The following is a 25887-nucleotide window of genomic DNA, read 5'->3' on the forward strand; positions in this document are numbered from 1 at the left end:
CCCGTGCAGGTTTTGAGTGGGCTTACTGTAGCAAACATGGTTAAAAAAAGGGGCAATAGCTGTAACAGGCATAGGGAATTAGCCGCTGTAGCGACAAAGTCGCAGCAAAATAGCAGCGAAGTAGCGATAAAGTAGCGGCAAACCGGCTAATGGCGTAGCAGAAGAGCTTGTGATTTTACTTGATTGATTTTTAAAAAATAAATCAATCTTTTGAGCCATGCGGTTGTTACCGGGCCGCTTGCGCAAGGGCCGGTGCGTGTTATTATCAGGCTCTGGCGACAGTTCCTGCCACCAGTTCATGCACAAACAATGAGAAAGGCCAACATGACGGATAAACTGACTTCCCTACGCCAATTCACCACTGTAGTGGCGGATACCGGTGATATTGCGGCAATGAAGCTTTACCAGCCGCAGGACGCCACCACCAACCCCTCTCTGATTTTGAATGCGGCCCAGATCCCAGAGTATCGCACGCTGATTGATGATGCCGTCGCCTGGGCGCGTGCGCAGAGTGACAAGCGCGAACAACAGATTATTGATGCCGGTGACAAACTGGCGGTGAATATCGGCCTTGAGATTCTTAAACTGATCCCAGGGCGTATTTCCACAGAAGTGGACGCGCGTCTTTCCTATGACACCGAGGCCAGTGTTGCCAAGGCCAAACGACTGATCAAATTGTATAACGATGCCGGTATCAGCAATGATCGCATCCTGATCAAACTGGCTTCGACCTGGCAGGGTATCCGTGCGGCAGAGCAACTGGAAAAAGAAGGTATCAACTGTAACCTGACGCTGCTGTTCTCTTTCGCTCAGGCTCGTGCGTGTGCTGAAGCGGGCGTGTTCCTGATTTCACCGTTTGTTGGCCGTATTCTGGATTGGTACAAAGCCAATGGCGATAAAAAAGAGTTTGCGGCGCATGAAGACCCGGGCGTGGTTTCCGTGACCGATATCTATGCCTACTACAAACAGCACGGCTATGAAACCGTGGTGATGGGCGCAAGTTTCCGTAATGCGGGCGAAATTCTGGAGCTGGCTGGCTGTGATCGCCTGACCATTGCTCCGGCGCTGCTCAAAGAGCTCTCTGAAAGTGAGGGTGACGTGGTGCGGAAACTGGCGTACAGCGGTGACGTCAAAGCACGTCCGGCGAAGTTAACCGAAGCGGAGTTCTACTGGCAGCATAACCAAGACCCGATGGCGGTAGATAAACTGGCTGACGGTATTCGTAAATTTGCCGTAGACCAGGGCAAACTGGAAACCATGATCGCCGAGCTGCTGTAAGCGGTGTGGTGATAAGGTGACATGCGGCCATCATACGGCCAGTGATGTTTACCCAAAAACGGCCAGCCTCTGCTGGCCGTTTTGTGTTACTGATTCTGTGTATTTCTGCATGGGTTGCCGTAAGGCGCAGCGGGTATTGGGGCTATGCCATCGTTTTAGCCATATTATCGGTGACGGTGCAGTCGCGCGTTCTTTTTGCCAGATAGAGATTAACGTCAGCCCGACGGATGATGTCATGAAGCGCTTCATCAGGGGATTCGATGGCCACCAGTCCGATACTGACAGAAATACCTGGCGCGATTTTTTGCACCTCAGCCTGTGGGTCGCCGAGATTGGCTCTGACGCGCTCTGTTACTCGAAGCGCGTTTTCCAGCGTGGTATTCGGCAGCACAATGGCAAATTCATCGCCACCCAGACGGCAAGAAATATCGTGATGACGAAAGGTATGGCGAAGCGTATCGGCCACGGCTTTTAGCGTTTCGTCCCCGGCGGCGTGCCCCAGTGTGTCATTCACTTGTTTGAAGTGATCAATATCAATCAGCATGGCGCACAAGGGCTTATTGCCCTGACGTCCGGCTTTCAGTGCGCGATTCGCGAACTGGTAAAAAGCGTCACGACGTAAAAAACCGGTCAGATCGTCATAACGGGCAGAAGCAGGCAGTTCTATCAGGTATTTCTTTGCGACCAGCGACAGCACACTTCCCATAACCGCAGTCATCAGGCTGATGCAAACCAGTGTGATAACTTCGGTTGAAGACGTGAAGACGCAGTCAATCCCTGGCGATGGGCCAAGTGTGGTGATCCGTATGCGCACGCCAATTAACTGATCCGTCGGTGATAAAATCGGGATAACGGTGGTGAGCTGGTTCTCGTCTGGCCGATTATTCCCGGCTGAAGGTAACAGATTTCTGCATACCCGGATAATGGCCATTTCATTGAGTGACAGGCTCATTTCTGACAGGCGGTTGATGCATTCGTGGTGAGTATCCCGCGTGTTAAATGACATAATGCGCACCCGGGAAAACATGGCATTGCCCACTTTGTAGAAACGATCGCTTTCGGTGGCTTCGCCGCCCGTATTGTAGGATTCGTACACCTGGATGGCATTGTCAAAATTCCGTTTTTCTTCCTGCCAGTCTTTTTGACGCGAGTTCAGCAATAACACGCTGGTCAGGGTAATAGAGAAGATACCAAATAAGAAAAATGCGGAAACGGGGTTGGCAAGTAACCGTACAAGATAGCTTTTAATTATATTCATTTACTTTTCCTGCGTTTCCCCGTGATGCGCCGTAGTACGGCAATATCGGCCATGCCCCAGGGTAGGCTTGCCTATCGAACGGTACGGCTGGTAACGCCTGATAGGGCCGTCATGCTGGTTGGGGCAGACGCTTTAGTTATGCTAATAACCGCTAAATCTGGACAGGGGGCGATGGCGTGATTTCCGGCTATCGCACGGCGGGAAATGGCCGCTGTGGTGCTTCCCTGCAAACCAAGAAATTTAGAGTATATTGTTTGAAACGATTACGCGTATCTAATCACTAACCGGCTGAATAGTTAGACATTGCAGGCGGAAATTCTCGTTTCTTATTGTTCCGTATAGATTTCGAGCATTGTCGCATTAGTACACAGATTTTTGAATGCTTTAATGCATAAGATGATGAATCGAAATTTCAGAAAAATTTTTTGATAAACAAGGGGTGTTTATGAACAGTTTGTGTGTTGGTTTGGTATCGATTTCTGATCGCGCATCCAGCGGTGTCTATCAGGATGAGGGCATTCCAGCTCTGCAAGCCTGGCTTTCAGAAGCCCTGACGACGCCTTTTGATGTACAAACCCGTTTGGTGCCGGATGAACAGCCGTTAATTGAACAGGCACTGTGCGAGCTGGTGGATGAGTGCGGTTGCCATCTGGTGTTGACGACCGGTGGCACGGGGCCGGCGCGACGCGATGTGACGCCGGATGCCACGCTCGCCGTCGCGGACAGAGAAATGCCTGGCTTTGGCGAGCAGATGCGCCAGATCAGTCTGCGTTTTGTACCCACGGCGATTTTGTCGCGTCAGGTGGGGGTGATTCGCAAGCAGGCGTTGATTTTGAACCTGCCGGGCCAACCGAAATCGATTCGTGAAACCTTGTCCGGCCTTAAAGATGCTGACGGGCAGGTCATTGTTGCAGGGATTTTTGCCAGTGTGCCTTACTGTATCCAACTGTTGGAAGGCCCGTATATTGAAACGAATCCCGATGTCGTAGCGGTTTTTCGTCCAAAAAGTGCAATTCGCGATATAAATGGCTGAATTTAGATATTTTCAATGCTAAATATTTCACCGCACTGGTGTGTAAGAATGCTGACGCTATAGTAATCTTTCGTTTACATGAAAAATGAAAGTTATTTTTCTCATCACACTAGTATTTTTTGGTGATTTATGGCTGCTGAAAAACAGCGCCGGTTGAACCGGCACGATTACAAAACCCTGTCACTGGCGGCGCTGGGGGGAGCACTGGAGTTCTACGACTTCATTATCTTTGTGTTTTTCGCCGCCGTTATTGGTGAACTCTTTTTCCCGCCGGACATCCCTGAATGGCTGCGACAGATGCAAACTTTTGGCATTTTCGCCGCTGGTTATCTTGCTCGTCCGCTGGGCGGTATTGTGATGGCGCACTTTGGCGACCGGGTTGGCCGCAAAAAAATGTTCAGCCTGAGCATTTTGCTGATGGCATTGCCGACGCTGGTGATGGGGATGTTGCCGACATATGCGAATATTGGCATCGCCGCCCCGCTGTTATTGTTACTGATGCGTGTGCTGCAAGGCGCGGCGATTGGCGGTGAAGTGCCTGGCGCTTGGGTATTTGTCGCCGAGCACGTACCGCGTGAGCGGATTGGTTTTGCCTGTGGCACCCTAACCGCTGGCCTGACGCTCGGAATTTTGTTTGGGTCAATGATTGCCACTTTACTGAATACGCTGTTGTCGCCAGCGCAGATTGCGGCAGGTGGATGGCGTATTCCATTCTTTATCGGCGGGGCATTTGGCCTGATTGCGCTTTATTTGCGCCGCTGGTTACAGGAAACGCCGATTTTCCGCGAAATGTTGGCGCATAAAACGCTGGCCGAAGAGATGCCGCTCAAAGCCGTGGTGTATCGCCATAAACGCTCGGTCATTATCTGTATGTTGCTGACCTGGATTTTATCTGCGGGCATCGTGGTCGTCATTCTGATGGCACCGGTTTATTTGCAGAAATTGTATAATATCGCACCGGCATTGACGTTGCAGGCAAATAGCCTCGCGATAGTCGCATTGATGTTCGGGTGCGTGTTGGCGGGGCTGGCTGCCGATAAAATGGGGGCGGGACGCACGTTTATTTTTGGCAGCTTACTGCTCGCGGCGTGTAGCTGGTTTTTCTACTCGCAGGCAGCGCAAAACCATACGCTGCTGTTTATCAGCTATGCGCTGGCTGGCTTGAGTGTCGGCGTTGTTGGCGCAGTGCCCTATGTGATGGTCAGAGCTTTTCCTGCCTCGGTGAGATTCTCGGGGATCTCGTTTTCGTATAACGTGGCTTACGCTATTTTCGGCGGCCTGACGCCGGTTTTTGTCACATTAGTGATGAAGTGGACGCCGCTGGCACCGGCTTTTTATGTGTTGGCGCTGTGTGCGCTGGCGCTGATACTGGGCGTTTATTTGCATAACGCGTCGTATCGCGATAGTGAAGAGTCAGCGGAGGCGATACGCTCGCCCGCATAGCGGTTATAGACACGTTTATGCTGCCATGTAAAAGCGGTCACATAAAAAAGAGGCGCATTAGCGCCTCTTTATCTATATCAGTATTCTGGTAGCTTAGTGTGCGCCACGGGCACCAATAGGCAGGACGGTACGACCATACTGTTCATTGATCACTTCAGCCATGGCCAGATAAATCGCGCTCGCACCGCACACGATCCCTTCATAACCGGCAAAGGTCAGCAGGGCATGGTTGCCGGTAATATTGCCGATAGCGAGCAGGGCAAACAGCACCGTCAGGCTGGCAAATACGAATTGCAGCGCGCGGTTAGCCGCCAGCGTGCCAAAGAACATAAACAGGGTGAAAATGCCCCACAGCGCCAGGAATACGCCGAGGAACTGGCCGTCTGCCGCTTCTGCCAGACCCATCTTCGGCAGCATGATGATAGCGACCAGCACCAGCCAGAACATACCGTAAGAGGTAAAGGCGGTAACGCCGAATGTGTTGCCTTTTTTGTATTCCAGCAGACCAGCCAGAACCTGTGCGATACCGCCGTAAAAAATCCCCATGCTCAGAATGACAGAGCTCAATGGGAAAAAGCCTGCGTTATGCAGGTTCAACAAAATAGTGGTCATCCCAAAGCCCATCAGTCCCAGTGGACCTGGATTAGCCAACGTTTTAGCGTGCATACATCCTCTGCAATAACAAAATAGTCAATATAAGTGGTCAATGTGTTGTGTTGCCTGAGTGTTTTAATCTCAGGCTATAACGAGCGATAGCTTGCCACAGAATGAGTCAATGCCTTTTTCTGCGGCGAGCGCGGCATCATAGCGGGCCAACATGGGCGAGACAACAAGATAGGGGGCGAATAATTTGATCAAAAACCGGGAAGATGCAGTTTTTTTTGGTGAGCGCCCCTTGATGCTGGAATTGTTGTCCCCATCTTAGAGTCATCAGTATGGTTTGGCTGCATGACAAAGACGATTTCGGGGTGTTGAAAAGTCGTTTTTCGCCCGCATAGTAGGTTAAACCAGCACACCGGATATGACTTTTACGTGGAGATGTTTAGATGGGTAAGATTATTGGTATCGACTTGGGTACAACCAACTCTTGTGTAGCGATTATGGACGGTACGCAGGTTAAGGTACTGGAAAACAGCGAAGGCGACCGCACTACGCCTTCCATCATTGCCTACACGCAAGATGGTGAGACTCTGGTTGGCCAACCGGCTAAACGTCAGGCGGTGACTAACCCGAAAAACACCCTGTTTGCTATCAAACGTTTGATTGGCCGTCGTTTTCAGGACGAGGAAGTGCAGCGTGATGCCGACATCATGCCGTACAAAATCATTCCGGCTGATAACGGTGATGCCTGGGTTGATGTGAAAGACCAGAAACTGGCTCCGCCGCAGATTTCCGCTGAAGTGCTGAAAAAAATGAAGAAAACAGCGGAAGATTATCTGGGTGAAACCATTACCGAAGCGGTTATCACCGTTCCGGCTTACTTCAACGATGCCCAGCGTCAGGCGACCAAAGATGCTGGCCGTATCGCTGGTCTGGAAGTCAAACGTATCATCAACGAACCGACGGCAGCGGCACTGGCTTACGGCCTGGACAAGGGCGTTGGCAACCGTACTATCGCTGTGTACGACCTGGGCGGCGGTACATTTGATATCTCCATCATCGAAATCGATGATGTTGACGGTGAGAAAACCTTCGAAGTATTGGCGACCAACGGTGACACTCACCTGGGCGGCGAAGACTTTGACAGCCGTATGATCAACTATCTGGTTGATGAATTTAAGAAAGATCAGGGCTTTGACCTGCGTAACGACCCGCTGGCGATGCAGCGTCTGAAAGAAGCGGCAGAAAAAGCGAAAATCGAGCTCTCTTCTGCCCAGCAGACTGACGTTAACCTGCCGTATATCACCGCTGATGCGACTGGCCCGAAACACCTGAACATTAAGGTGACGCGCGCCAAACTGGAATCTCTGGTTGAAGAGCTGGTGACTCGTTCTCTGGAGCCGCTGAAAGTCGCATTGCAGGATGCCGGGTTGTCCGTTTCTGACATCCACGACGTGATTTTGGTGGGCGGCCAGACGCGTATGCCGCTGGTACAGAAAAAAGTGGCGGATTTCTTCGGGAAAGAGCCGCGTAAAGACGTGAACCCGGATGAAGCTGTGGCTATCGGTGCTGCGGTGCAGGGTGGCGTGCTGGCCGGTGACGTAAAAGACGTGTTGTTGCTGGACGTAACACCGCTGTCACTGGGTATCGAAACCATGGGCGGCGTGATGACTCCGTTGATTACCAAGAACACCACCATCCCGACCAAGCACAGCCAGGTGTTCTCAACGGCGGAAGATAACCAATCTGCCGTAACCATCCATGTGTTGCAGGGTGAACGTAAACGCGCTCACGATAACAAGTCACTGGGGCAGTTTAATCTTGATGGTATCCAGGCCGCGCCGCGCGGTATGCCGCAGATTGAAGTGACGTTTGATATCGACGCCGACGGTATTTTGCATGTGTCTGCCAAAGACAAAAACAGTGGCCGTGAGCAGAACATCACCATTAAAGCGTCTTCTGGTTTGAATGAGGATGAAATTCAGAAGATGGTACGTGACGCAGAAGCGAATGCTGAAGCTGACCGTAAGTTTGAAGAGCTGGTACAGGCGCGCAATCAGGGCGATCACCTGTTGCACAGCACCCGTAAACAGCTGGAAGAAACCGGTGACAAACTGGCTGCCGCTGACAAGACCGCTATCGAAGAAGCATTGAAAGCGCTGGAAAGCGCGCTGAAGGGCGAAGACAAAGCGGATATCGACGCGAAAATCCAGAAACTTGCCGAAGCCTCGACCAAGTTGCTGGAAGCGGCGCAACAGCAGCAGGCCCAGGCGGGCGCGGCTGGCGCTGACAATGCCGCACGTAAGGATGACGATGTGGTCGATGCCGAGTTCGAAGAAGTCAAAGACAAGAAATAATCGCCCTTAGGCGGGCGCAGTAGCGGTAGCTCATACTGTTGCTGGCAACCAGCACGGGCGTCGGGGAAACTCTGCGCCCGTGCACGCATGTTGAGGGCAGGAAAAAATAATGGCGAAGCAAGACTACTACGAAATTCTGGGCGTTGCGAAAAGCGCAGATGAGCGCGAAATTAAAAAGGCTTATAAGCGGCTGGCGATGAAATATCACCCCGATCGTAATCCGGGTGATAAAGAAGCCGAAGCGAAGTTTAAAGAAGTCAAAGAAGCCTATGAAATTTTGACCGATGCTCAGAAACGTGCCGCTTACGACCAGTATGGACACGCCGCATTTGAACAAGGCGGCATGGGCGGCGGCGGTGCCGGTGGCTTCGGCGGGGCAGATTTTGGCGACATTTTTGGTGACGTGTTTGGCGATATTTTTGGCGGCGGTCGTCGTCAACGCGCCAGTCGCGGCGCTGATTTACGTTACACCATGGAGTTGACGCTCGAAGAAGCGGTGCGCGGCGTCACCAAAGAAATTCGTATTCCAACGCTGCAAGAGTGTGATGTTTGCCATGGCAGCGGTGCTAAACCTGGCAGCAATGCGGTGACGTGCCCGACGTGTCATGGCAATGGTCAGGTGCAGATGCGTCAGGGCTTTTTCACGGTGCAGCAAACCTGCCCGCACTGCCATGGACGCGGCAAAATCATCAAAGATCCTTGCACCAAGTGCCATGGTCACGGTCGTGTCGAGAAAAGTAAAACGCTGTCGGTCAAGATCCCGGCAGGGGTTGATACCGGCGATCGTATTCGTCTGGCTGGCGAAGGAGAAGCCGGGGAGTTTGGCGCTCCGGCAGGGGATTTGTACGTACAGGTTCAGGTACGCGAACACCCCATCTTCCAGCGTGAAGACAATAACCTCTATTGCGAAGTGCCGATTAACTTCGCCATGGCGGCATTAGGCGGTGAAATCGAAGTGCCAACCCTTGATGGCCGGGTGATGCTGAAAGTGCCCGCAGAAACCCAGACCGGCAAGCTGTTCCGTATGCGTGGCAAGGGCGTGAAATCAGTGCGCGGTGGCGTGCAGGGCGACCTGCTGTGCCGCGTCGTGGTCGAGACACCGGTGAACCTGAGCGACAGGCAGAAGCAACTGTTGCAAGAGTTGCAGGAAAGCTTTGGCGGCCCTACGGGTGAAGGCAACAGCCCGCGCTCTAAAAGCTTTTTCGATGGCGTGAAAAAATTCTTTGATGACCTAACTCGTTAGATGACCTAACTCGTTAATCGTGTCAATGTTGCGTGTGAAAACCGGTCGCTATGTAGCGGCCGGTTTTTTTATTTTTGGCGATAAGAAGCGGGTATTGGCTAAAGCATCGGTTTTTTCGTGTATTCAGTGCGTTTAAAACTACTTTTAACGATGGGTGAGGTGGCTTAACCTTGTCTACCCCGATGGCTGAGGAACGCGATGTTATGCCATTACGGTTTTATGGTGGTGTTTGCATGCAGTCGTGGTTTGAGTCGTGATGGGTCACGCTTGTGACAGCATGGCGTACACGCCTGATGCATTATCTGTAAGGGAGAAGAAGAATGATAAAGCTCGTTCGTTATTTGATTGGCCTTGAGGCGGCCGCTGGTCTTATTCTTATTGCCGCGACGCTGCTGGCGCTGGCTATCGCCAATCATCCGGCCACATTGCCGTGGTATCAGGCATTTTTGGATACGCCGGTTATGATGGGGATCGGCGCATTACATATTAATAAGCCGCTGCTGCTATGGATTAATGATGGCCTGATGGCATTGTTTTTTCTGATGGTCGGTCTGGAAGTGAAGCGCGAGCTGGTGATGGGTGCATTAGCCAGCCGTAAACAGGCGATGTTACCCGTGCTGGCGGCCTTCGGCGGTATGCTGGTTCCGGCACTGTTTTTCCTGCTCTTTAACGCCAGTGATGCGCAAACGCGTTCCGGCTGGGCGATTCCTACCGCGACGGATATTGCTTTTGCCGTTGGTATTTTAGTGCTGCTGGGAAAAAGGGTGCCCGTTGGCTTGAAAGTCTTTTTATTGGCGCTGGCGATTATTGATGACTTGGGCGCTATTGTGATTATTGCCCTGTTTTATACCCAGCAACTGCACTGGCTGGCGCTGTCAGGCGCGCTGGCGGCCATTGTTTTATTGGCGTATATGAATTACCAGCAGGTGATGAAAACTTCAGTTTACTTGTTGGTGGGGGCGGTGCTGTGGGTGTTTATTCTTAAGTCTGGGGTACATGCCACGCTTGCAGGCGTGATTGTCGGGTTCTTTATCCCATTGCGCGCACCGGCAGGAAAACCCTCACCGGCCGTTACGTTGGAGCATGGTTTACAAAGCTGGATAGCACTGTTGATTATTCCGCTATTTGCGTTTGCCAATGCGGGTATTTCGCTGCAAGGCGTGACATTAAATCACCTGGTTTCGCCGTTAACGTTGGGTATAGCCAGCGGCCTGTTGCTGGGTAAACCGATTGGTGTCTCGCTGTTTAGTGCCTTAGTCGTGCGTTTAGGGTTGGCCAAATTACCCGCAGGCGTGACATTACGACAGATTATGGCGGTATCCGTGTTGTGCGGTATCGGCTTTACCATGTCTATCTTCATTACGCTACTGGCATTTGGCGAAGCAGACATGCAAGACATTCTCTATGCCAAGCTGGCAATTTTGCTGACGTCTCTGGTAACGGCAGTGCTGGGCTATTTTATATTGCGCTCGATATTGCCTGCGCGCGCGCGTTAATCTTTATGGTCTACGGGGCGGGCGATAATGTCGCACATCAACTACAACCATCTCTATTATTTCTGGCACGTGTATAAAGCCGGTTCAGTGGCGACAGCCGCTGAACGGCTATTTCTGACGCCGCAGACCGTGACCGGGCAAATCAAACGATTAGAGAGGCGTTTACAGGGCAATCTGTTTAAGCGCAAAGGGCGAGGGCTGGAGCCAACCGAGCTGGGGCAATTGGTGTTCCGCTACGCCGATAAAATGTTTACGTTAAGCCAGGAGATGCTGGATATCGTTAATTATCGCAAAGAATCCAGCCTGTTATTTGACGTTGGCGTAGCGGATGCGCTTTCCAAACGCCTGGTGAGCCGGGTGCTGGAGTCGGTGGTGAATGAACAGGCGTCGATTCATTTACGCTGTTTTGAGTCAACGCATGAGCTGCTATTAGAGCAGCTCAGTCAGCATAAGCTCGATATGATTTTATCCGACTGCCCGGTCGATTCAGGCCAGCAGGCTGGATTATTTTCTCGCAAGCTGGGTGAGTGTGAGGTGAGTTTTTATTGTCGTAAACCGCTGCCTGATTTGCCATTTCCTGCGTGCCTGACCCAGCGTAAATTATTGATTCCGGCGCGCCGTACCATGTTAGGCCGGAAATTACTGAACTGGATTAGCGAGCAAAACCTGTCGGTTGATGTGATGGGGGAATTTGATGATGCGGCATTGATGATGGCGTTTGGATTGAATCATGATGCCATTTTTGTCGCGCCATCGTTGCATGTCAGTGCAATGCAAACCCATGAGGATATTCAGGCAATTGGCCGTTTGGACGGTATCAGTGAGGAGTATTATGTGATTTTCGCTGAACGCATGATTCAACATCCGGCGGTAACAGCGGATATGCAATGAGGATTTCTCTTCTCTGTTCACCTCATGAGCAAAATGCGGAGACAAAAAAACCGGCCAGAGCCGGTTTCTTTAGCGAGCTATCACGTTGCCGTGATTACTGCATCGCGCTGATCTGTGCAGCCAGATTAGATTTATGACGCGCAGCTTTGTTTTTGTGGATCAAACCTTTGCTGGCCTGACGATCCACGATCGGTTGCATGTCATTAAACGCTTTCTGCGCAGCTTCTTTATCGCCAGTGGCGATAGCCGCATACACTTTCTTGATGAAAGTACGCATCATAGAGCGACGGCTAGCGTTGTGCTTGCGACGCTTCTCAGACTGTACGGCGCGTTTCTTAGCTGATTTGATATTAGCCAAGGTACAACTCCCAAATATATTCTATCGAGGACAATTCAAAGGCCGAGGAATATGCCCTTTTAGCCTTCTTTTGTCAATGGATTTGTGCAAATAAGCGCCGTTTGTACGTCAGCGCCAGTTACGTTGTGATGGCGCGGGATTTTAGCAGCTTAAGCGCCCGGAATACAGCCTTTCACATCAGAAATTCACCCTTTACCCTGCTTATCTCAGGCGCAGTATGCCAAACGTTTGATTAGCGACTGAAAGCCATGGGGCTGCTGCCCGACGCTCGCCAGTGCTGAATGAGAATTTCTCATCGTGTTGGCAGATTAAAATCCGGTGTGCGGGCAACAAAAGGCATGAATCGCGGGTTAACCTTACCCGTTGTACAAGGTATAATCCGCCGATTTCCACTGTTTTGAGCCAGTTATGCAGCTAATTCGCGGTATACACAATCTTCAGGCCTGCCATTACGGCTGTGTGCTAACTATTGGTAACTTTGACGGTGTTCATCGCGGGCATCAGGCGCTGCTTGAACGCCTCAGGCAGGAGGGGAAATCGCGCGGGCTGCCGGTCATGGTGATGATATTCGAACCCCAGCCGCTGGAGCTGTTCGCGACAGGCAAAGCACCGGCCCGGCTGACCCGGCTGCGCGATAAAGTAAAATATTTGGCGCAGGCCGGTGTGGATTACGTACTGTGCGTTACGTTTGACGCCAGTTTTGCCGCCAATCATGCCAGTACCTTTATCTCCAGCCTGTTGGTAGAAAAGCTGGGCGTGAAATTTCTGGTGGTGGGCGATGACTTCCGTTTCGGCGCTGGTCGGGAAGGGGATTTCCTGCTATTACAGAAAGCCGGGGCCGAGCTGGGCTTTGAGGTGTACAGCACCGCCACATTTTGCCGCAGCGGTAAACGGGTGAGCAGCACCGCCGTGCGTGAGGCATTGGCAAATGATGATCTGGCGCTTGCCGGAGAACTGCTGGGCCATCCGTTCAGCATCTCAGGCCGGGTGGTACACGGCAATGAGCTGGGGCGCACCATCGGGTTTCCAACGGCTAACCTGCCTTTGAAACGCCAGGTGTCACCGGTGAGCGGTGTGTATGCCGTTGAGGTGCTTGGCTTGGGCGATGCGCCGCTGCCCGGCGTTGCCAATATCGGCACCCGCCCGACGGTGACGGGAGACAAACGCCAGCAACTGGAAGTGCATTTACTGGATATAACGCTGGATCTATATGGCAAACATATAGATGTGGTGATGAGTAAGAAATTACGTAGTGAGCAGCGGTTTGCTTCGCTGGATGCGCTGAAGCAGCAAATCGCCAACGATGTGGTGGCCGCCCGTGAGTTCTTTGGGTTAAAGGCACCGGTTTAATTTTTCTCTAGCCGAAAACGAAATCGAGAAACGAATGAGTGACTATAAAACTACCCTGAATTTGCCGGAAACAGGGTTCCCGATGCGTGGCGATTTGGCCAAGCGTGAACCTGACATGCTGAAACGTTGGTATGAGCAGGATCTGTACGGGATTATTCGTAGCGCCAAGAAGGGTAAAAAAACCTTTATCCTGCATGATGGCCCGCCCTATGCGAACGGCAACATTCACATTGGTCACTCGGTTAACAAAATCCTTAAAGATATTATTATTAAATCCAAAGGGTTATCTGGTTATGACTCGCCGTATGTGCCGGGCTGGGACTGCCACGGTCTGCCAATCGAACTGAAAGTAGAACAGTTGGTGGGCAAGCCGGGTGAAAAAGTCAGCGCTGCACAGTTCCGTGAAGAGTGCCGCAAATACGCGGCCGAGCAGGTAGCCGGACAGAAAAAAGACTTCATCCGTCTGGGTGTGCTGGGTGACTGGGATCGCCCCTACCTGACGATGGATTTTAAAACCGAAGCCAATATTATTCGCGCACTGGGCCGTATTATCAAAAACGGCCATCTGCACAAAGGTGCCAAGCCGGTACACTGGTGTGCAGACTGCGGTTCAGCCTTGGCGGAAGCGGAAGTTGAATATTACGACAAAACCTCTCCGGCGATTGATGTGGCGTTCAACGCGGTTGACCGCGCCGCTGTGCTGGCGAAATTCGGCCTGACCGCTGATGCCGTTAATGGCGATGTTGCTCTGGTTATCTGGACGACCACCCCCTGGACATTACCGGCTAACCGCGCCATTTCACTGAATGCCGAATTTGATTACGTACTGATTCAGGTAGCGGATAAAGCGATTATCGTGGCCGAAGGTCTGGCTGACTCTGTTGTCAGGCGCGTGACGGGCAGTGATGCCGTTTCTCGTCTGGGTCAGGCGGTAAAAGGCAGCGAGCTTGAATTGCTGCGTTTCCGCCATCCGTTCCTCGATTTCGATGTCCCGGCTATTTTGGGTGATCACGTCACGCTGGATGCCGGTACCGGTGCGGTACACACCGCCGGTGGCCACGGCCCGGACGACTATGTCATCAGCCAGAAATACCAGTTGGAAATTGCTAATCCGGTCGGGCCGAACGGCTGCTACCTGACGGGGACGTTCCCGGGTCTCGATGGCATGTTTGTCTTCAAGGCCAACGACAAGATAGTCGAACTGCTGCGTGAACGCGGCGCGTTGCTGCATCACGAAAAACTGCAACACAGCTACCCGTGCTGCTGGCGTCACAAGTCGCCGATTCTGTTCCGCGCTACGCCGCAGTGGTTTGTCAGCATGGATCAAAAAGGGCTGCGTGCGCAGTCGCTGTCAGAAATTAAAGGCGTGCAGTGGATTCCAGACTGGGGTCAGGCGCGCATTGAATCGATGGTGGCTAACCGCCCGGACTGGTGTATTTCCCGCCAGCGTACCTGGGGTGTGCCGATGTCGCTGTTCGTGCATAAAGAAACGCAGGAATTGCATCCGCGCACCGCTGAACTGATTGAAGCGGTAGCCGTGCGTGTTGAGCAAGACGGCATTCAGGCATGGTGGGATCTGAACCCAGCCGATCTGCTGGGTGCGGACGCCGAACACTATGAGAAAGTGCCGGATACGCTTGATGTGTGGTTCGATTCCGGCTCAACGCATGCCTCTGTGGTGGATGTGCGTCCTGAATTTGGCGGCCATGCGGCAGACATGTATCTGGAAGGCTCTGACCAGCATCGCGGCTGGTTTATGTCCTCATTGATGATTTCGACGGCGATCAACGGCAAAGCGCCGTACCGTCAGGTGTTGACGCACGGTTTTACCGTAGATGGTCAGGGCCGCAAGATGTCGAAGTCTATCGGTAATACGGTGAGCCCACAGGATGTGATGGATAAACTGGGGGCGGATATTCTGCGCCTTTGGATCGGTTCTACCGATTATTCCGGTGAAATTGCCGTTTCTGATGAGATCTTAAAACGTTCTGCCGACGCGTACCGCCGCATCCGCAATACTGCCCGTTTCCTGTTGGCGAGCCTGAATGGGTTTGACCCGGCGCAGCATAGCGTGAAGCCACAAGATATGGTGGTGCTGGATCGCTGGGCGGTGGGATGTGCCAAGGCTGCGCAGCAGGAAATTGTTGACGCTTATGAGAGCTATGATTTCCACCGTGTGGTGCAACGCCTGATGCAGTTCTGCTCGATTGAGATGGGGTCGTTCTATCTCGATATCATCAAAGATCGCCAATACACCGCGAAGAGCGATAGCGTGGCACGCCGTAGCTGCCAGACTGCGCTCTATCACATCGCTGAAGCGCTGGTGCGTTGGATGGCTCCTATCATGTCGTTTACCGCCGATGAAATCTGGGCATATTTGCCGGGCGAACGCGCTCAGTTTGTCTTTACCGAAGAGTGGTATGACGGGCTGTTCGGTCTGGCAGATAACGAATCCATGAACGATGCGTACTGGGCTGAAATATTAAAAGTGCGCGGCGAGGTCAACAAAGTGATTGAGCAGGCGCGTAACGATAAACGCGTTGGTGGTTCTCTTGAAGCTTCCGTCACCCTGTACGCTGACGACGCGCTGTTTGCTGCGCTCAGTGGCCTGCAAGACGAACTGCATTTTGCCCTGCTGACGTCCAAAGCGCGCCTGGAGCATTACGCCGATGCACCGGCTGATGCCCAGCAGAGTGAGTTGTCAGGATTGAAAATCGCCCTGAGCAAGGCTGAAGGAGAGAAGTGTCCGCGTTGCTGGCATTACGAAACGGATATTGGCAGCCACTCGGCGCATTCTGAGGTGTGTGGTCGCTGCGCGACCAATATTGGCGGCAACGGCGAAGAGCGTAAATTTGTCTGATGAGTAACTCGACTGGAGCAACAACGGGGTTGCGCTGGCTGTGGCTGGCTGCATTGGTATTAGTGGTCGATTTGGGCAGTAAACAGTGGGTGATGACCCACTTTCAACTGGGCGAATCACTGTCATTAATGCCGTTCTTCAATTTTACCTACGCCCATAACTATGGTGCGGCGTTTAGTTTTCTCGCAGATAAGGGTGGCTGGCAGCGCTGGCTGTTTGCCGCCATTGCACTGGCAATCATTGTGGCGTTACTGGCGATGATGTACCGCTCCAGCGCATCGCAGAAACTGAACAATATTGCCTATTCGCTGATTATCGGCGGGGCGATTGGTAATTTGACGGACAGACTGGTTCACGGCTATGTCATCGATTTTATGGACTTTTTTATCGGCGACTGGCATTACCCGACGTTCAATCTGGCGGATACCGCTATTGTTATTGGTGCGATGCTGATTGTGCTGGAGGGGTTTTTGGCCTCGCCACAAAAAAAGCAACTGGAAGGTAAATAATCGATGTCGTTATCTGTCACTCAGGGCTGTAGTGTGCTGGTGCATTTCACGCTGACGCTGGAAGACGGTTCTGTCGCTGAAGCGACCCGTGACAACGGCAAGCCGGCGATGTTCAGGCTTGGCGACGGTAGCTTGTCCGTTGGGCTTGAGGCGGCGCTGCTCGGGTTGACGGTAGGTGAACGGCGTCAGTTTAGCTTGCCGCCAGAATCTGCGTTTGGCCCGGCTAACCCGGATCTTATCCAGTTCTTTCTGCGCCGTGATTTTGCGCAAACCGGGGTGCCCGATGTGGGCACCATCATGCTGTTTAGCGGCATGGCGGGTAATGATATGCCTGGCATTATTCGTGAAGTGGCCGAAGAATCTGTCACGGTCGATTTTAATCACCCGCTGGCGGGCCATACCATTACCTTTGATATTGAAGCGCTGGAGATTCATCCCCCTGCCGATGGAGGTGACGCATGAAAATCCTGCTGGCTAACCCTCGTGGGTTTTGCGCCGGGGTCGATCGCGCCATCAGTATTGTGGAACGGGCGCTGGAAGTGTATGGCGCGCCGATTTATGTCCGTCATGAGGTGGTGCATAACCGCTATGTTGTGGATGGACTCCGTGAGCGCGGTGCGATTTTTATTGAGCAAATCGAAGAGGTGCCGGATGGCGCTATTCTGATTTTCTCGGCACATGGCGTATCTCAGGCGGTCAGAGCGGAAGCGAAAAGCCGTGATTTAACGGTATTCGATGCGACTTGCCCGCTGGTGACTAAGGTGCATATGGAAGTGGCGCGCGCCAGCCGGAAAGGAACGGAGGCGATTCTTATCGGCCACGCCGGGCACCCTGAAGTGGAAGGCACCATGGGTCAGTACAATAACCCCAATGGCGGTATGTATCTGGTTGAGGGGCCTGATGATGTCTGGAAACTGAAGGTGAAGGACGAGTCCAACCTCTGTTTCATGACGCAGACCACGTTATCGGTAGATGATACCTCGGCGGTGATTGATGCCCTGCGATCGCGTTTCCCGCTGATTATTGGCCCGCGCAAAGATGACATCTGTTATGCCACCACTAACCGGCAGGAAGCCGTGCGTAATCTGGCGGCGCAGGCTGATGTGGTGCTGGTGGTCGGTTCAAAAAATTCTTCCAATTCCAACCGTCTGGCGGAGTTGTCACAGCGTGTGGGTAAACCGTCTTTCCTGATTGATTCGGCAGAGGATATTCAGGAACACTGGGTAAAAGATGCAGGCTGTGTCGGCGTGACCGCTGGCGCTTCCGCTCCCGATATTCTGGTACAGCAAGTGATTAAACGCTTGCAGAGTCTCGGTGGTGATGTGGCTTTTGAGATGGAAGGGCGCGAAGAGAATATTGTGTTCGAAGTGCCGAAAGAGCTGCGTGTAGACGTGCGTGAAGTGGAATAACGCTGAAGCGATACGCAGCGGCGGCGTTTTTATCTCATCATTACCCCATTATCATGACCATCATCATAAAAGATGCCAGACGGTGTAGATCGTCTGGCATTTTTTTGGAGAACGATATGTCCCCGCTGGCGATAATTCTGGATACCGACCCTGGCATTGATGATGCAGTGGCTATCGCCGCTGCGCTGTTTTGCCCTGAGCTGGAGTTACGTTTACTGACCACGGTGGCAGGCAATGTCACCGTCGATAAAACGACGCGTAATGCGCTGCAACTGCTGGATTTCTGGCAAGCGACAGTCCCCGTTGCCGCCGGTGCCGCCGCTCCGTTGTTACGGCCATTGTCGAGCGCCGCTGATGTGCATGGTGAGTCAGGATTGGCTGGCTACCCTTTTGCGCCGCCGAGCCGTCAGGCGCTGAGTCAACCTGCGTTCCAGGCAATCTATCAATCCCTCTGCAACAGCGACAGGCCGGTTACGCTCGTCACCATTGGCCCGCTGACCAACATTGCGCTGCTGCTGATGCACTACCCTGATTGCCGCTCGCGCATTGAGCGGCTGGTGATGATGGGCGGCTCCTGTGGTCGCGGCAATGTGACCCCCAGTGCCGAATTTAATATCTCGGTTGACCCCGAAGCGGCACGGCGCGTGTTTGAAAGCGGTATTGATATTGTGATGTGCGGGCTGGATGTGACGCTCAAGGCGGTACTCACGCCAGACTATTTAGTGACCCTGCCTGCGCTTAACCGCTCCGGTGCGATGTTACATGCGCTGTTTCATCATTATCGCAGCGCCAGTATGACCGGTGGCCTGTGCATGCATGATTTGTGCGCGATAGCCTGGCTGGTGAAACCGCAGTTATTTACGCTACAGCGCTGTTTTGTCACGGTTGAGACGCAGGGAGAATTCACCGCCGGAGCAACGGTGGTGGATCTGGATAATCGTCTGCACAGGCCGGCGAATGCGCAGGTTGCTATTGCGCTGGATGTGGCAGGGTTCCGCCGCTGGGTGTCTGAGATGATGGCATCTCTGCCTTGATTCGGCCTGTTTGCCTTATGGCGTTTACTGATATTGCACCGCTGCTGTCGTAAATTTCTAATTATGCGGATTTTCGGCTGGCAGCCCGGTGCCGGGCTGGTTAACCTGAGAAGATTTTCTCACTCATTAACAGATAAAGAGTATGAATATGCGTGATGCACAGGTTCGCGTCGCTATCGCCGGTGCGGGTGGCCGCATGGGGCGGCAGTTGATTCAGGCAGCGTTACAGCTGGAGGGCGTGGTGCTGGGCGCCGCGCTGGAACGAGAAGGCTCATCCCTGATTGGCTGTGATGCCGGGGAACTGGCGGGCGTGGCAAAAACAGGCGTTGTGGTTCACAGCGCGCTGGACGCCGTGGTCGATGATTTCGACGTATTTATCGATTTTACCCGCCCGGAGGGGACGCTCAACCATCTGGCTTTTTGTCGCCAGCACGGTAAAGGCATGGTGATTGGGACAACCGGGTTTGACGATGAAGGAAAAGCGGCTATCCAGCAGGCCTCGGCTGATATCGGTATCGTGTTTGCCGCGAACTTTAGCGTTGGCGTAAACGTGTTACTGAAGCTACTGGAAAAGGCAGCGAAAGTGATGGGGGAGTATACCGATATCGAAATCATTGAAGCCCATCACCGCCATAAAGTGGATGCGCCATCAGGCACGGCGTTGGCAATGGGTGAGGCGATAGCTGGCGCGTTGGGGCGCGATTTGAAGGATTGTGCGGTCTATGCCCGTGAGGGGCATACCGGCGAGCGCGACCCTAAAAGCATCGGCTTTGCCACTGTGCGTGCAGGCGATATCGTCGGCGAGCACACCGCCATGTTTGCCGATATCGGCGAGCGCATTGAGATAACTCATAAAGCCTCAAGCCGTATGACGTTTGCAAATGGCGCTGTCAGGTCGGCATTGTGGTTAAGTGCGCATAATCAGGGTCTTTTTGATATGAGAGATGTACTTGGATTAAATGATTTATGATGCCTATTAAAAAGAGGCTTTATTTAATCCATTGATTTAAAATGGCACATTATTTTGTGCCATTTTTTTTGTAAAAAACAGGCTTCTTATTGGGTTTTGTTTATTAGATTGCTTTTTATTGTTGTTTTCTCTGTGTTTTTCTCGTTTTCTTTGTGTGCTTATTGCTGCGCAAGTCAGGTTTGCGGTGATTTTCACCACTTTGTTGTTCATTATGGTTAGCAACCGTTTACTTTTCTTAGTTGACGTATGTTTTTATCGCTGAGAATGATGATTCCTCTCTGAAGCCATAAAATACCCAAAAAAATGTTGCTTTAAGTGGACAACGGGCGGGGGCATCATTAAAATGCGCGCAATTTGCCAAAAATTTGCCTTACAGGTGGTTTTTGCATTGATTTAGCGTTTCAAACTGAATTAATATGCAAATAACGTGATTTTTTATTCCTCGGAGGGTGTTTTGATTAAGTCAGCGCTGTTGGTTCTGGAAGACGGAACCCAATTCCACGGTCGGGCCATTGGGGCAGAGGGAGCGGCAGTGGGGGAAGTGGTCTTCAATACGTCGATGACCGGTTATCAAGAAATCCTCACTGATCCTTCCTATTCCCGCCAGATTGTTACTCTTACCTATCCTCATATTGGCAATGTCGGTGCCAACAAAGCCGATGAAGAATCTCCCGCCGTTCATGCTCAAGGGTTGGTTATCCGTGATTTACCGCTGATTGCCAGCAATTACCGCAGCGAAGAAAGCCTGTCTGATTACCTCAAACGCAACAACATTGTGGCGATTGCGGATATCGACACCCGTAAGCTGACACGGCTGCTGCGTGAAAAAGGTGCGCAGAACGGTTGCATTATTGCCGGTGATGCGCCGGATGCAGCGCTGGCGCTGGAAAAAGCCAAGGTGTTTCCTGGCCTTAAGGGGATGGATCTTGCCAAAGAGGTGACGACACAATCACCCTATACCTGGTTACAGGGCAGTTGGACGCTGGAAGGGGAATTGCCCGCAGCAAAAGACGAGAGCGAACTGCCGTATCATGTGGTGGCCTATGACTACGGCGTGAAGCGCAACATCCTGCGTATGCTGGTGGATCGTGGCTGCCGCCTGACGGTTGTGCCAGCGCAAACCCCGGCTGATGAGGTACTGAAACTCAACCCGGACGGTATTTTCCTCTCCAATGGCCCCGGCGACCCGGCACCGTGCGATTACGCGATTGAGGCTATCAAAGCGTTTCTGGAAACCGATATTCCGGTGTTTGGTATCTGTCTGGGCCACCAGTTGCTGGCGCTCGCCAGCGGCGCGCAAACCGTCAAGATGAAATTCGGCCACCACGGTGGCAACCATCCGGTGAAAGATTTGGATGGCAACCGCGTGATGATAACCGCCCAAAACCATGGCTTTGCGGTCGATGAAACATCGCTGCCCGCCACGCTGCGCGCGACGCACAAATCGCTGTTCGACGGTTCGTTGCAGGGGATTCACCGCACCGATAAAGCTGCGTTCAGTTTTCAGGGGCACCCGGAAGCGAGCCCCGGCCCGCACGATGCCGCACCGCTGTTTGATCACTTCATCGAACTGATTGAGTCTTACCGTAACACCAAATAATCAGCGCTCGTTTAGTCACGCTGCGGGAAACGAACAGGGCGATAGCGCCCGGGCAGCGGTGAGTAAACGGGTTCGCAGGAGCGAGAAATGCCAAAACGTACAGACATAAAAAGTATCCTGATCCTCGGTGCCGGCCCGATTGTTATCGGTCAGGCATGTGAGTTTGACTATTCCGGTGCTCAGGCGTGTAAGGCGCTGCGTGAAGAAGGCTACCGCGTCATTCTGGTGAACTCTAACCCCGCCACCATCATGACCGACCCGGAAATGGCTGATGCCACCTACATCGAGCCGATTCACTGGGAAGTAGTGCGTAAAATTATCGAAAAAGAGCGCCCGGATGCGGTGCTGCCGACCATGGGTGGCCAGACGGCGCTGAACTGCGCGCTGGAGCTGGAGCGGCAGGGCGTGCTGGCGGAGTTTGACGTCACCATGATTGGTGCCACTGCGGATGCCATTGATAAAGCGGAAGATCGCCGCCGTTTCGACATCGCGATGAAGAAAATCGGCCTGGAAACCGCGCGTTCCGGTATTGCACACACCATGGACGAGGCGTTGGCTGTTGCGGCGGATGTGGGCTATCCCTGCATTATTCGCCCGTCCTTCACCATGGGCGGCACCGGTGGCGGCATCGCGTATAACCGCGAAGAGTTTGAAGAAATTTGTACCCGTGGCCTGGATTTGTCGCCGACCAAGGAACTGCTGATCGACGAATCGCTGATCGGCTGGAAAGAGTATGAAATGGAAGTGGTGCGGGATAAGAATGACAACTGCATCATCGTCTGCTCGATTGAAAACTTTGATGCGATGGGCATTCACACCGGTGACTCCATCACTGTCGCTCCGGCACAGACGCTGACGGACAAAGAGTATCAAATCATGCGTAACGCTTCGATGGCGGTACTGCGTGAAATCGGCGTGGAAACCGGCGGTTCTAACGTGCAGTTTGCGGTCAACCCGAAAACCGGGCGTCTGATCGTTATCGAGATGAACCCGCGCGTGTCGCGCTCCTCGGCGCTGGCCTCCAAAGCCACCGGCTTCCCGATTGCCAAAATTGCCGCCAAACTGGCAGTGGGTTACACGCTCGATGAGCTGATGAACGACATTACCGGCGGGCGTACTCCGGCGTCGTTTGAGCCGTCCATCGACTATGTTGTCACCAAGATCCCGCGCTTTAACTTTGAAAAATTCGCCGGTGCTAACGATCGTCTGACCACACAGATGAAGTCGGTAGGTGAAGTGATGGCCATTGGCCGTACCCAGCAGGAGTCGCTGCAAAAAGCGCTGCGTGGCCTGGAAGTGGGCGCGACCGGTTTCGATCCGAAAGTGAGTCTGGATGACCCGGAAGCGCTGACCAAGATCCGCCGTGAACTGAAAGATGCCGGCGGCGATCGTATCTGGTATCTGGCCGATGCATTCCGTGCCGGGATGTCGGTTGACGGCGTGTTCAACCTGACCAACATCGACCGCTGGTTCCTGGTGCAAATCGAAGAACTGGTGCGCCTGGAAGAGCAGGTGGCTGAACAAGGGGCGAATGGCCTGACGCCGGAATTCCTGCGGTTACTGAAGCGTAAGGGCTTTGCCGATGCGCGTCTGGCAAAACTGGCAGGGGTTTCTGAGAGCGAAATCCGCAAACTGCGCCAGAAATACAATCTGCACCCGGTGTATAAGCGCGTGGATACCTGTGCGGCGGAATTTGCTACCGACACCGCCTATATGTACTCCACCTATGATGAGGAGTGCGAAGCCAACCCGAATCAGGATCGCGACAAGATAATGGTGCTGGGCGGCGGGCCGAACCGTATCGGCCAGGGCATCGAGTTCGACTATTGCTGCGTGCATGCGGCGCTGGCGCTGCGTGAAGATGGTTATGAAACCATCATGGTCAACTGTAACCCGGAAACCGTCTCCACCGATTACGACACCTCCGATCGTCTCTACTTTGAGCCGGTCACGCTGGAAGACGTGCTGGAGATTGTGCGTATCGAGCAGCCGAAGGGCGTTATCGTGCAGTATGGCGGCCAGACGCCATTGAAACTGGCGCGCCAGCTTGAAGCCGCCGGTGTGCCGGTGATTGGCACCAGCCCGGATGCCATCGACCGCGCCGAAGACCGCGAGCGCTTCCAGCAGGCGGTTAACCGCCTTGGCCTGAAGCAACCGGCTAACGCCACGGTCAGCACCATCGACCAGGCGGTGGAAAAAGCCGTTAACATCGGTTATCCGCTGGTGGTGCGCCCGTCTTACGTACTGGGTGGCCGCGCGATGGAAATCGTGTATGACGAAGTGGATTTACGCCGTTACTTCCAGACCGCCGTCAGCGTTTCCAACGATGCGCCGGTACTGTTAGACCGCTTCCTGGATGATGCTGTAGAAGTGGACGTGGACGCCATTTGCGACGGTGAGCGCGTGCTGATTGGCGGCATTATGGAGCACATCGAGCAGGCGGGGGTTCACTCCGGTGACTCCGCGTGTTCACTGCCTGCCTACACCCTGAGCAAAGAAATTCAGGATGTGATGCGCCAGCAGGTAGAAAAACTGGCGTTCGAGCTTGCCGTGCGTGGCCTGATGAATGTGCAGTTCGCGGTGAAAAACAACGAAGTGTACCTGATTGAGGTGAACCCGCGTGCGGCCCGTACCGTGCCGTTTGTTTCCAAAGCGACCGGTGTGCCGCTGGCGAAAGTGGCCGCCCGCGTGATGGTGGGACAAACGCTGGCGCAGCAGGGCGTCACCAAAGAGGTGATCCCGCCGTACTACTCCGTCAAGGAAGTGGTGCTGCCGTTCAATAAATTCCCCGGCGTTGACCCGATTCTTGGGCCGGAAATGCGCTCGACCGGTGAAGTGATGGGCGTGGGCCGTACCTTCGCTGAAGCCTTTGCCAAAGCGATGCTGGGCAGCAACTCGCCGATGAAGAAAACCGGGCGTGCGCTGTTGTCGGTGCGTGAAGGCGATAAAGCGCGGGTGGTGGATTTGGCTGCGAAACTGCTTAAACACGGCTTTGAGCTGGATGCGACCCACGGTACTGCGGTGGTGTTGGGTGAGGCTGGAATTAACCCGCGCCTGGTGAACAAAGTGCACGAAGGCCGCCCGCACATTCAGGATCGCATCAAGAATGGCGAGTACACCTACATCGTCAATACCACGGCAGGTCGTCAGGCGATTGAAGATTCCAAACTGATTCGCCGCAGCGCACTGCAATATAAAGTGCATTACGACACCACCATGAACGGCGGTTTTGCCACCGCGATGTCGCTCAATGCCGATCCGACCGAGCAGGTTATTTCGGTGCAGGAAATGCATGCGCGTCTGAATGGCTAAAGCGTTACCGTGAGTTATCAGAAACGTAAACCGGCCAGTTGCTGACCGGTTTTTTTTCATCTTCAGGTTGGTGTATGGCGAGGTGGTCGATGGCGCAGGCCAGACTATCCAGGCAGGAGCGATCAGCTCAGGGCGACTTTGATGCCAAGCGTTATCAGGACGCCGCCCAGCAATTTATCGAGCAATTTTTGCGCCTTGGATAACCCTTGCCGCACTGCTTCACTTTGAATCAGTACCACCAGCAGCGGCCACCAGATAAGCGTCAGGCCGAGAATGATTCCGGCGTACCACAGCTTTTCACCGAGGCTGGAATCAAGGTTCAGTACCTGAGTAAATACCGCCAGAAAGAACAGCGTGGCCTTGGGATTGAGCAGGTTACACAGATAGCCCTGCATGAAGGCTTTCCACAGCCCGACGTGCTGGCTACGGATGCCGGAAAGGGAGAGCTGGCTGCCGCCGCGAGCGCACAATGCCTGTAGGCCAAGCCAGATAAGGTAGGCCGCGCCGACGTATTTCAGCAGGCTGAATAACCAAGGTGTGGTGGTGATAACCACGGCCAGCCCCGCGACACAGTAGGCCATATGGGTAGCAACGCCTGCGATAACGCCGAGAACAGTCATCATGGCGGCGATACGCGGATAACGCACCGCGTTTTTGATAACCAGAAAGAAGTCCGGGCCGGGAGAAATCATCCCCAGCGCAGCGATGGTGGCGACAAATAAAGAGGTCTCAAGCATGATGGATTATGTGTGGCAATCAAAGATCTGGCGGAAAAAGGTGGGCATAATACCGTCAGTGAAATTTTTTCGCACTATTCATTTTTCCACGCTATCCATCACCCGTTTTACGTGTTAATAAACTTATAAAAGCCACAGTAATAGTGGTT

General features: G+C 53.2%; 21 protein-coding genes and 1 pseudogene. 16 read left to right on the forward strand and 6 right to left on the reverse strand.

All coding sequences use genetic code 11. From position 1 onward, the window contains the following. Positions 1–78 precede the first annotated feature (78 nt). Positions 79–300 (reverse strand): hypothetical protein, encoded by a 222-nt coding sequence (locus tag O1Q98_RS14315; protein WP_125260715.1) that lies wholly within the window; start codon positions 298–300, stop codon positions 79–81. 24 nt (positions 301–324) lie between these two features. Between O1Q98_RS14315 and tal the strand changes: the two genes are divergently transcribed. After that, complete coding sequence (gene tal, locus O1Q98_RS14320; protein WP_125260714.1) at positions 325–1278, forward strand: transaldolase; 954 nt, start codon at positions 325–327, stop codon at positions 1276–1278. A 142-nt stretch (positions 1279–1420) separates the two neighbouring features. Here tal and O1Q98_RS14325 read toward each other — a convergent pair whose 3' ends face one another. Beyond that, positions 1421–2536, reverse strand: coding sequence for a GGDEF domain-containing protein (locus tag O1Q98_RS14325; RefSeq protein WP_125260713.1), 1116 nt, complete (start codon positions 2534–2536; stop codon positions 1421–1423). A 445-nt stretch (positions 2537–2981) separates the two neighbouring features. On the opposite strand from O1Q98_RS14325, the gene mog reads away from it, so the two are divergent. After that, entirely contained in the window at positions 2982–3569 is a 588-nt protein-coding gene (gene mog, locus O1Q98_RS14330) for a molybdopterin adenylyltransferase (protein WP_125260712.1), read from the forward strand. 129 nt (positions 3570–3698) lie between these two features. Beyond that, complete coding sequence (locus O1Q98_RS14335) at positions 3699–5012, forward strand: MFS transporter (RefSeq protein WP_125260711.1); 1314 nt, start codon at positions 3699–3701, stop codon at positions 5010–5012. Positions 5013–5105: 93 nt separating this feature from the next. On the opposite strand, the gene satP is transcribed toward O1Q98_RS14335, so the two are convergent. Next, entirely contained in the window at positions 5106–5678 is a 573-nt protein-coding gene (satP, locus tag O1Q98_RS14340) for an acetate uptake transporter (RefSeq protein WP_125260710.1), read from the reverse strand. A gap of 380 nt (positions 5679–6058) precedes the next feature. On the opposite strand from satP, the gene dnaK reads away from it, so the two are divergent. From dnaK to nhaR, 4 genes and pseudogenes are all read left to right on the forward strand, one after another. Beyond that, on the forward strand, positions 6059–7969 hold the full coding sequence (dnaK, locus tag O1Q98_RS14345; RefSeq protein ID WP_125260709.1) for a molecular chaperone DnaK: 1911 nt from the start codon (positions 6059–6061) through the stop codon (positions 7967–7969). 109 nt (positions 7970–8078) lie between these two features. Further along, positions 8079–9212, forward strand: coding sequence for a molecular chaperone DnaJ (gene dnaJ, locus O1Q98_RS14350; protein ID WP_125260708.1), 1134 nt, complete (start codon positions 8079–8081; stop codon positions 9210–9212). Between the two features lie 320 nt (positions 9213–9532). Continuing rightward, the gene (nhaA, locus tag O1Q98_RS14355) at positions 9533–10708 is read left to right on the forward strand and encodes a Na+/H+ antiporter NhaA (RefSeq protein WP_125260707.1); all 1176 of its coding nucleotides are present in this window, start codon (positions 9533–9535) and stop codon (positions 10706–10708) included. A gap of 27 nt (positions 10709–10735) precedes the next feature. Further along, positions 10736–11627: pseudogene (nhaR, locus tag O1Q98_RS14360) on the forward strand (transcriptional activator NhaR). Between the two features lie 66 nt (positions 11628–11693). Here nhaR and rpsT read toward each other — a convergent pair. Continuing rightward, entirely contained in the window at positions 11694–11957 is a 264-nt protein-coding gene (gene rpsT / locus O1Q98_RS14365) for a 30S ribosomal protein S20 (protein ID WP_125260705.1), read from the reverse strand. 408 nt (positions 11958–12365) lie between these two features. On the opposite strand from rpsT, the gene ribF reads away from it, so the two are divergent. The 7 genes from ribF (at position 12366) to dapB (ending at position 20089) form a co-directional block, all read left to right on the forward strand. Then, positions 12366–13307, forward strand: a complete 942-nt coding sequence (gene ribF / locus O1Q98_RS14370; protein ID WP_125260704.1) for a bifunctional riboflavin kinase/FAD synthetase — start codon at positions 12366–12368, stop codon at positions 13305–13307. 34 nt (positions 13308–13341) lie between these two features. Beyond that, positions 13342–16167 carry an isoleucine--tRNA ligase gene (gene ileS / locus O1Q98_RS14375; RefSeq protein ID WP_125260703.1) on the forward strand — a complete coding sequence of 942 codons (2826 nt, stop codon included), beginning with the start codon at positions 13342–13344 and terminating at the stop codon, positions 16165–16167. Then, positions 16167–16676 carry a signal peptidase II gene (lspA, locus tag O1Q98_RS14380; protein WP_125260702.1) on the forward strand — a complete coding sequence of 170 codons (510 nt, stop codon included), beginning with the start codon at positions 16167–16169 and terminating at the stop codon, positions 16674–16676. The genes ileS and lspA overlap by 1 nt, the downstream gene beginning before the upstream one ends. Positions 16677–16679: 3 nt before the next feature. After that, positions 16680–17138 carry an FKBP-type peptidyl-prolyl cis-trans isomerase gene (gene fkpB, locus O1Q98_RS14385; protein ID WP_125260701.1) on the forward strand — a complete coding sequence of 153 codons (459 nt, stop codon included), beginning with the start codon at positions 16680–16682 and terminating at the stop codon, positions 17136–17138. Beyond that, positions 17135–18085 (forward strand): 4-hydroxy-3-methylbut-2-enyl diphosphate reductase, encoded by a 951-nt coding sequence (ispH, locus tag O1Q98_RS14390; protein ID WP_125260700.1) that lies wholly within the window; start codon positions 17135–17137, stop codon positions 18083–18085. The genes fkpB and ispH overlap by 4 nt, the downstream gene beginning before the upstream one ends. A 116-nt stretch (positions 18086–18201) precedes the next feature. After that, positions 18202–19119, forward strand: a complete 918-nt coding sequence (gene rihC, locus O1Q98_RS14395; RefSeq protein ID WP_125260699.1) for a ribonucleoside hydrolase RihC — start codon at positions 18202–18204, stop codon at positions 19117–19119. Between the two features lie 148 nt (positions 19120–19267). Beyond that, positions 19268–20089, forward strand: a complete 822-nt coding sequence (dapB, locus tag O1Q98_RS14400) for a 4-hydroxy-tetrahydrodipicolinate reductase (protein ID WP_125260698.1) — start codon at positions 19268–19270, stop codon at positions 20087–20089. A gap of 36 nt (positions 20090–20125) precedes the next feature. On the opposite strand, the gene O1Q98_RS14405 is transcribed toward dapB, so the two are convergent. Beyond that, positions 20126–20299: a hypothetical protein gene (locus tag O1Q98_RS14405; RefSeq protein ID WP_164513033.1), complete on the reverse strand. Its 174-nt coding sequence runs from the start codon at positions 20297–20299 to the stop codon at positions 20126–20128. Between the two features lie 244 nt (positions 20300–20543). Here O1Q98_RS14405 and carA point away from each other — a divergent pair, with 244 nt between their 5' ends. Beyond that, the gene (gene carA, locus O1Q98_RS14410) at positions 20544–21689 is read left to right on the forward strand and encodes a glutamine-hydrolyzing carbamoyl-phosphate synthase small subunit (RefSeq protein WP_125260697.1); all 1146 of its coding nucleotides are present in this window, start codon (positions 20544–20546) and stop codon (positions 21687–21689) included. 87 nt (positions 21690–21776) lie between these two features. Then, a complete protein-coding gene (gene carB / locus O1Q98_RS14415; protein ID WP_125260696.1) occupies positions 21777–25001 on the forward strand; it encodes a carbamoyl-phosphate synthase large subunit in 3225 nt (1074 codons plus the stop codon). A 122-nt stretch (positions 25002–25123) separates the two neighbouring features. Here carB and O1Q98_RS14420 read toward each other — a convergent pair whose 3' ends face one another. Further along, positions 25124–25738 carry a LysE family translocator gene (locus O1Q98_RS14420; RefSeq protein WP_125260695.1) on the reverse strand — a complete coding sequence of 205 codons (615 nt, stop codon included), beginning with the start codon at positions 25736–25738 and terminating at the stop codon, positions 25124–25126. Positions 25739–25887 lie beyond the last annotated feature (149 nt).

The organism is Dickeya lacustris, assembly GCF_029635795.1.
GTDB classification, from domain to species: domain Bacteria; phylum Pseudomonadota; class Gammaproteobacteria; order Enterobacterales; family Enterobacteriaceae; genus Dickeya; species Dickeya lacustris.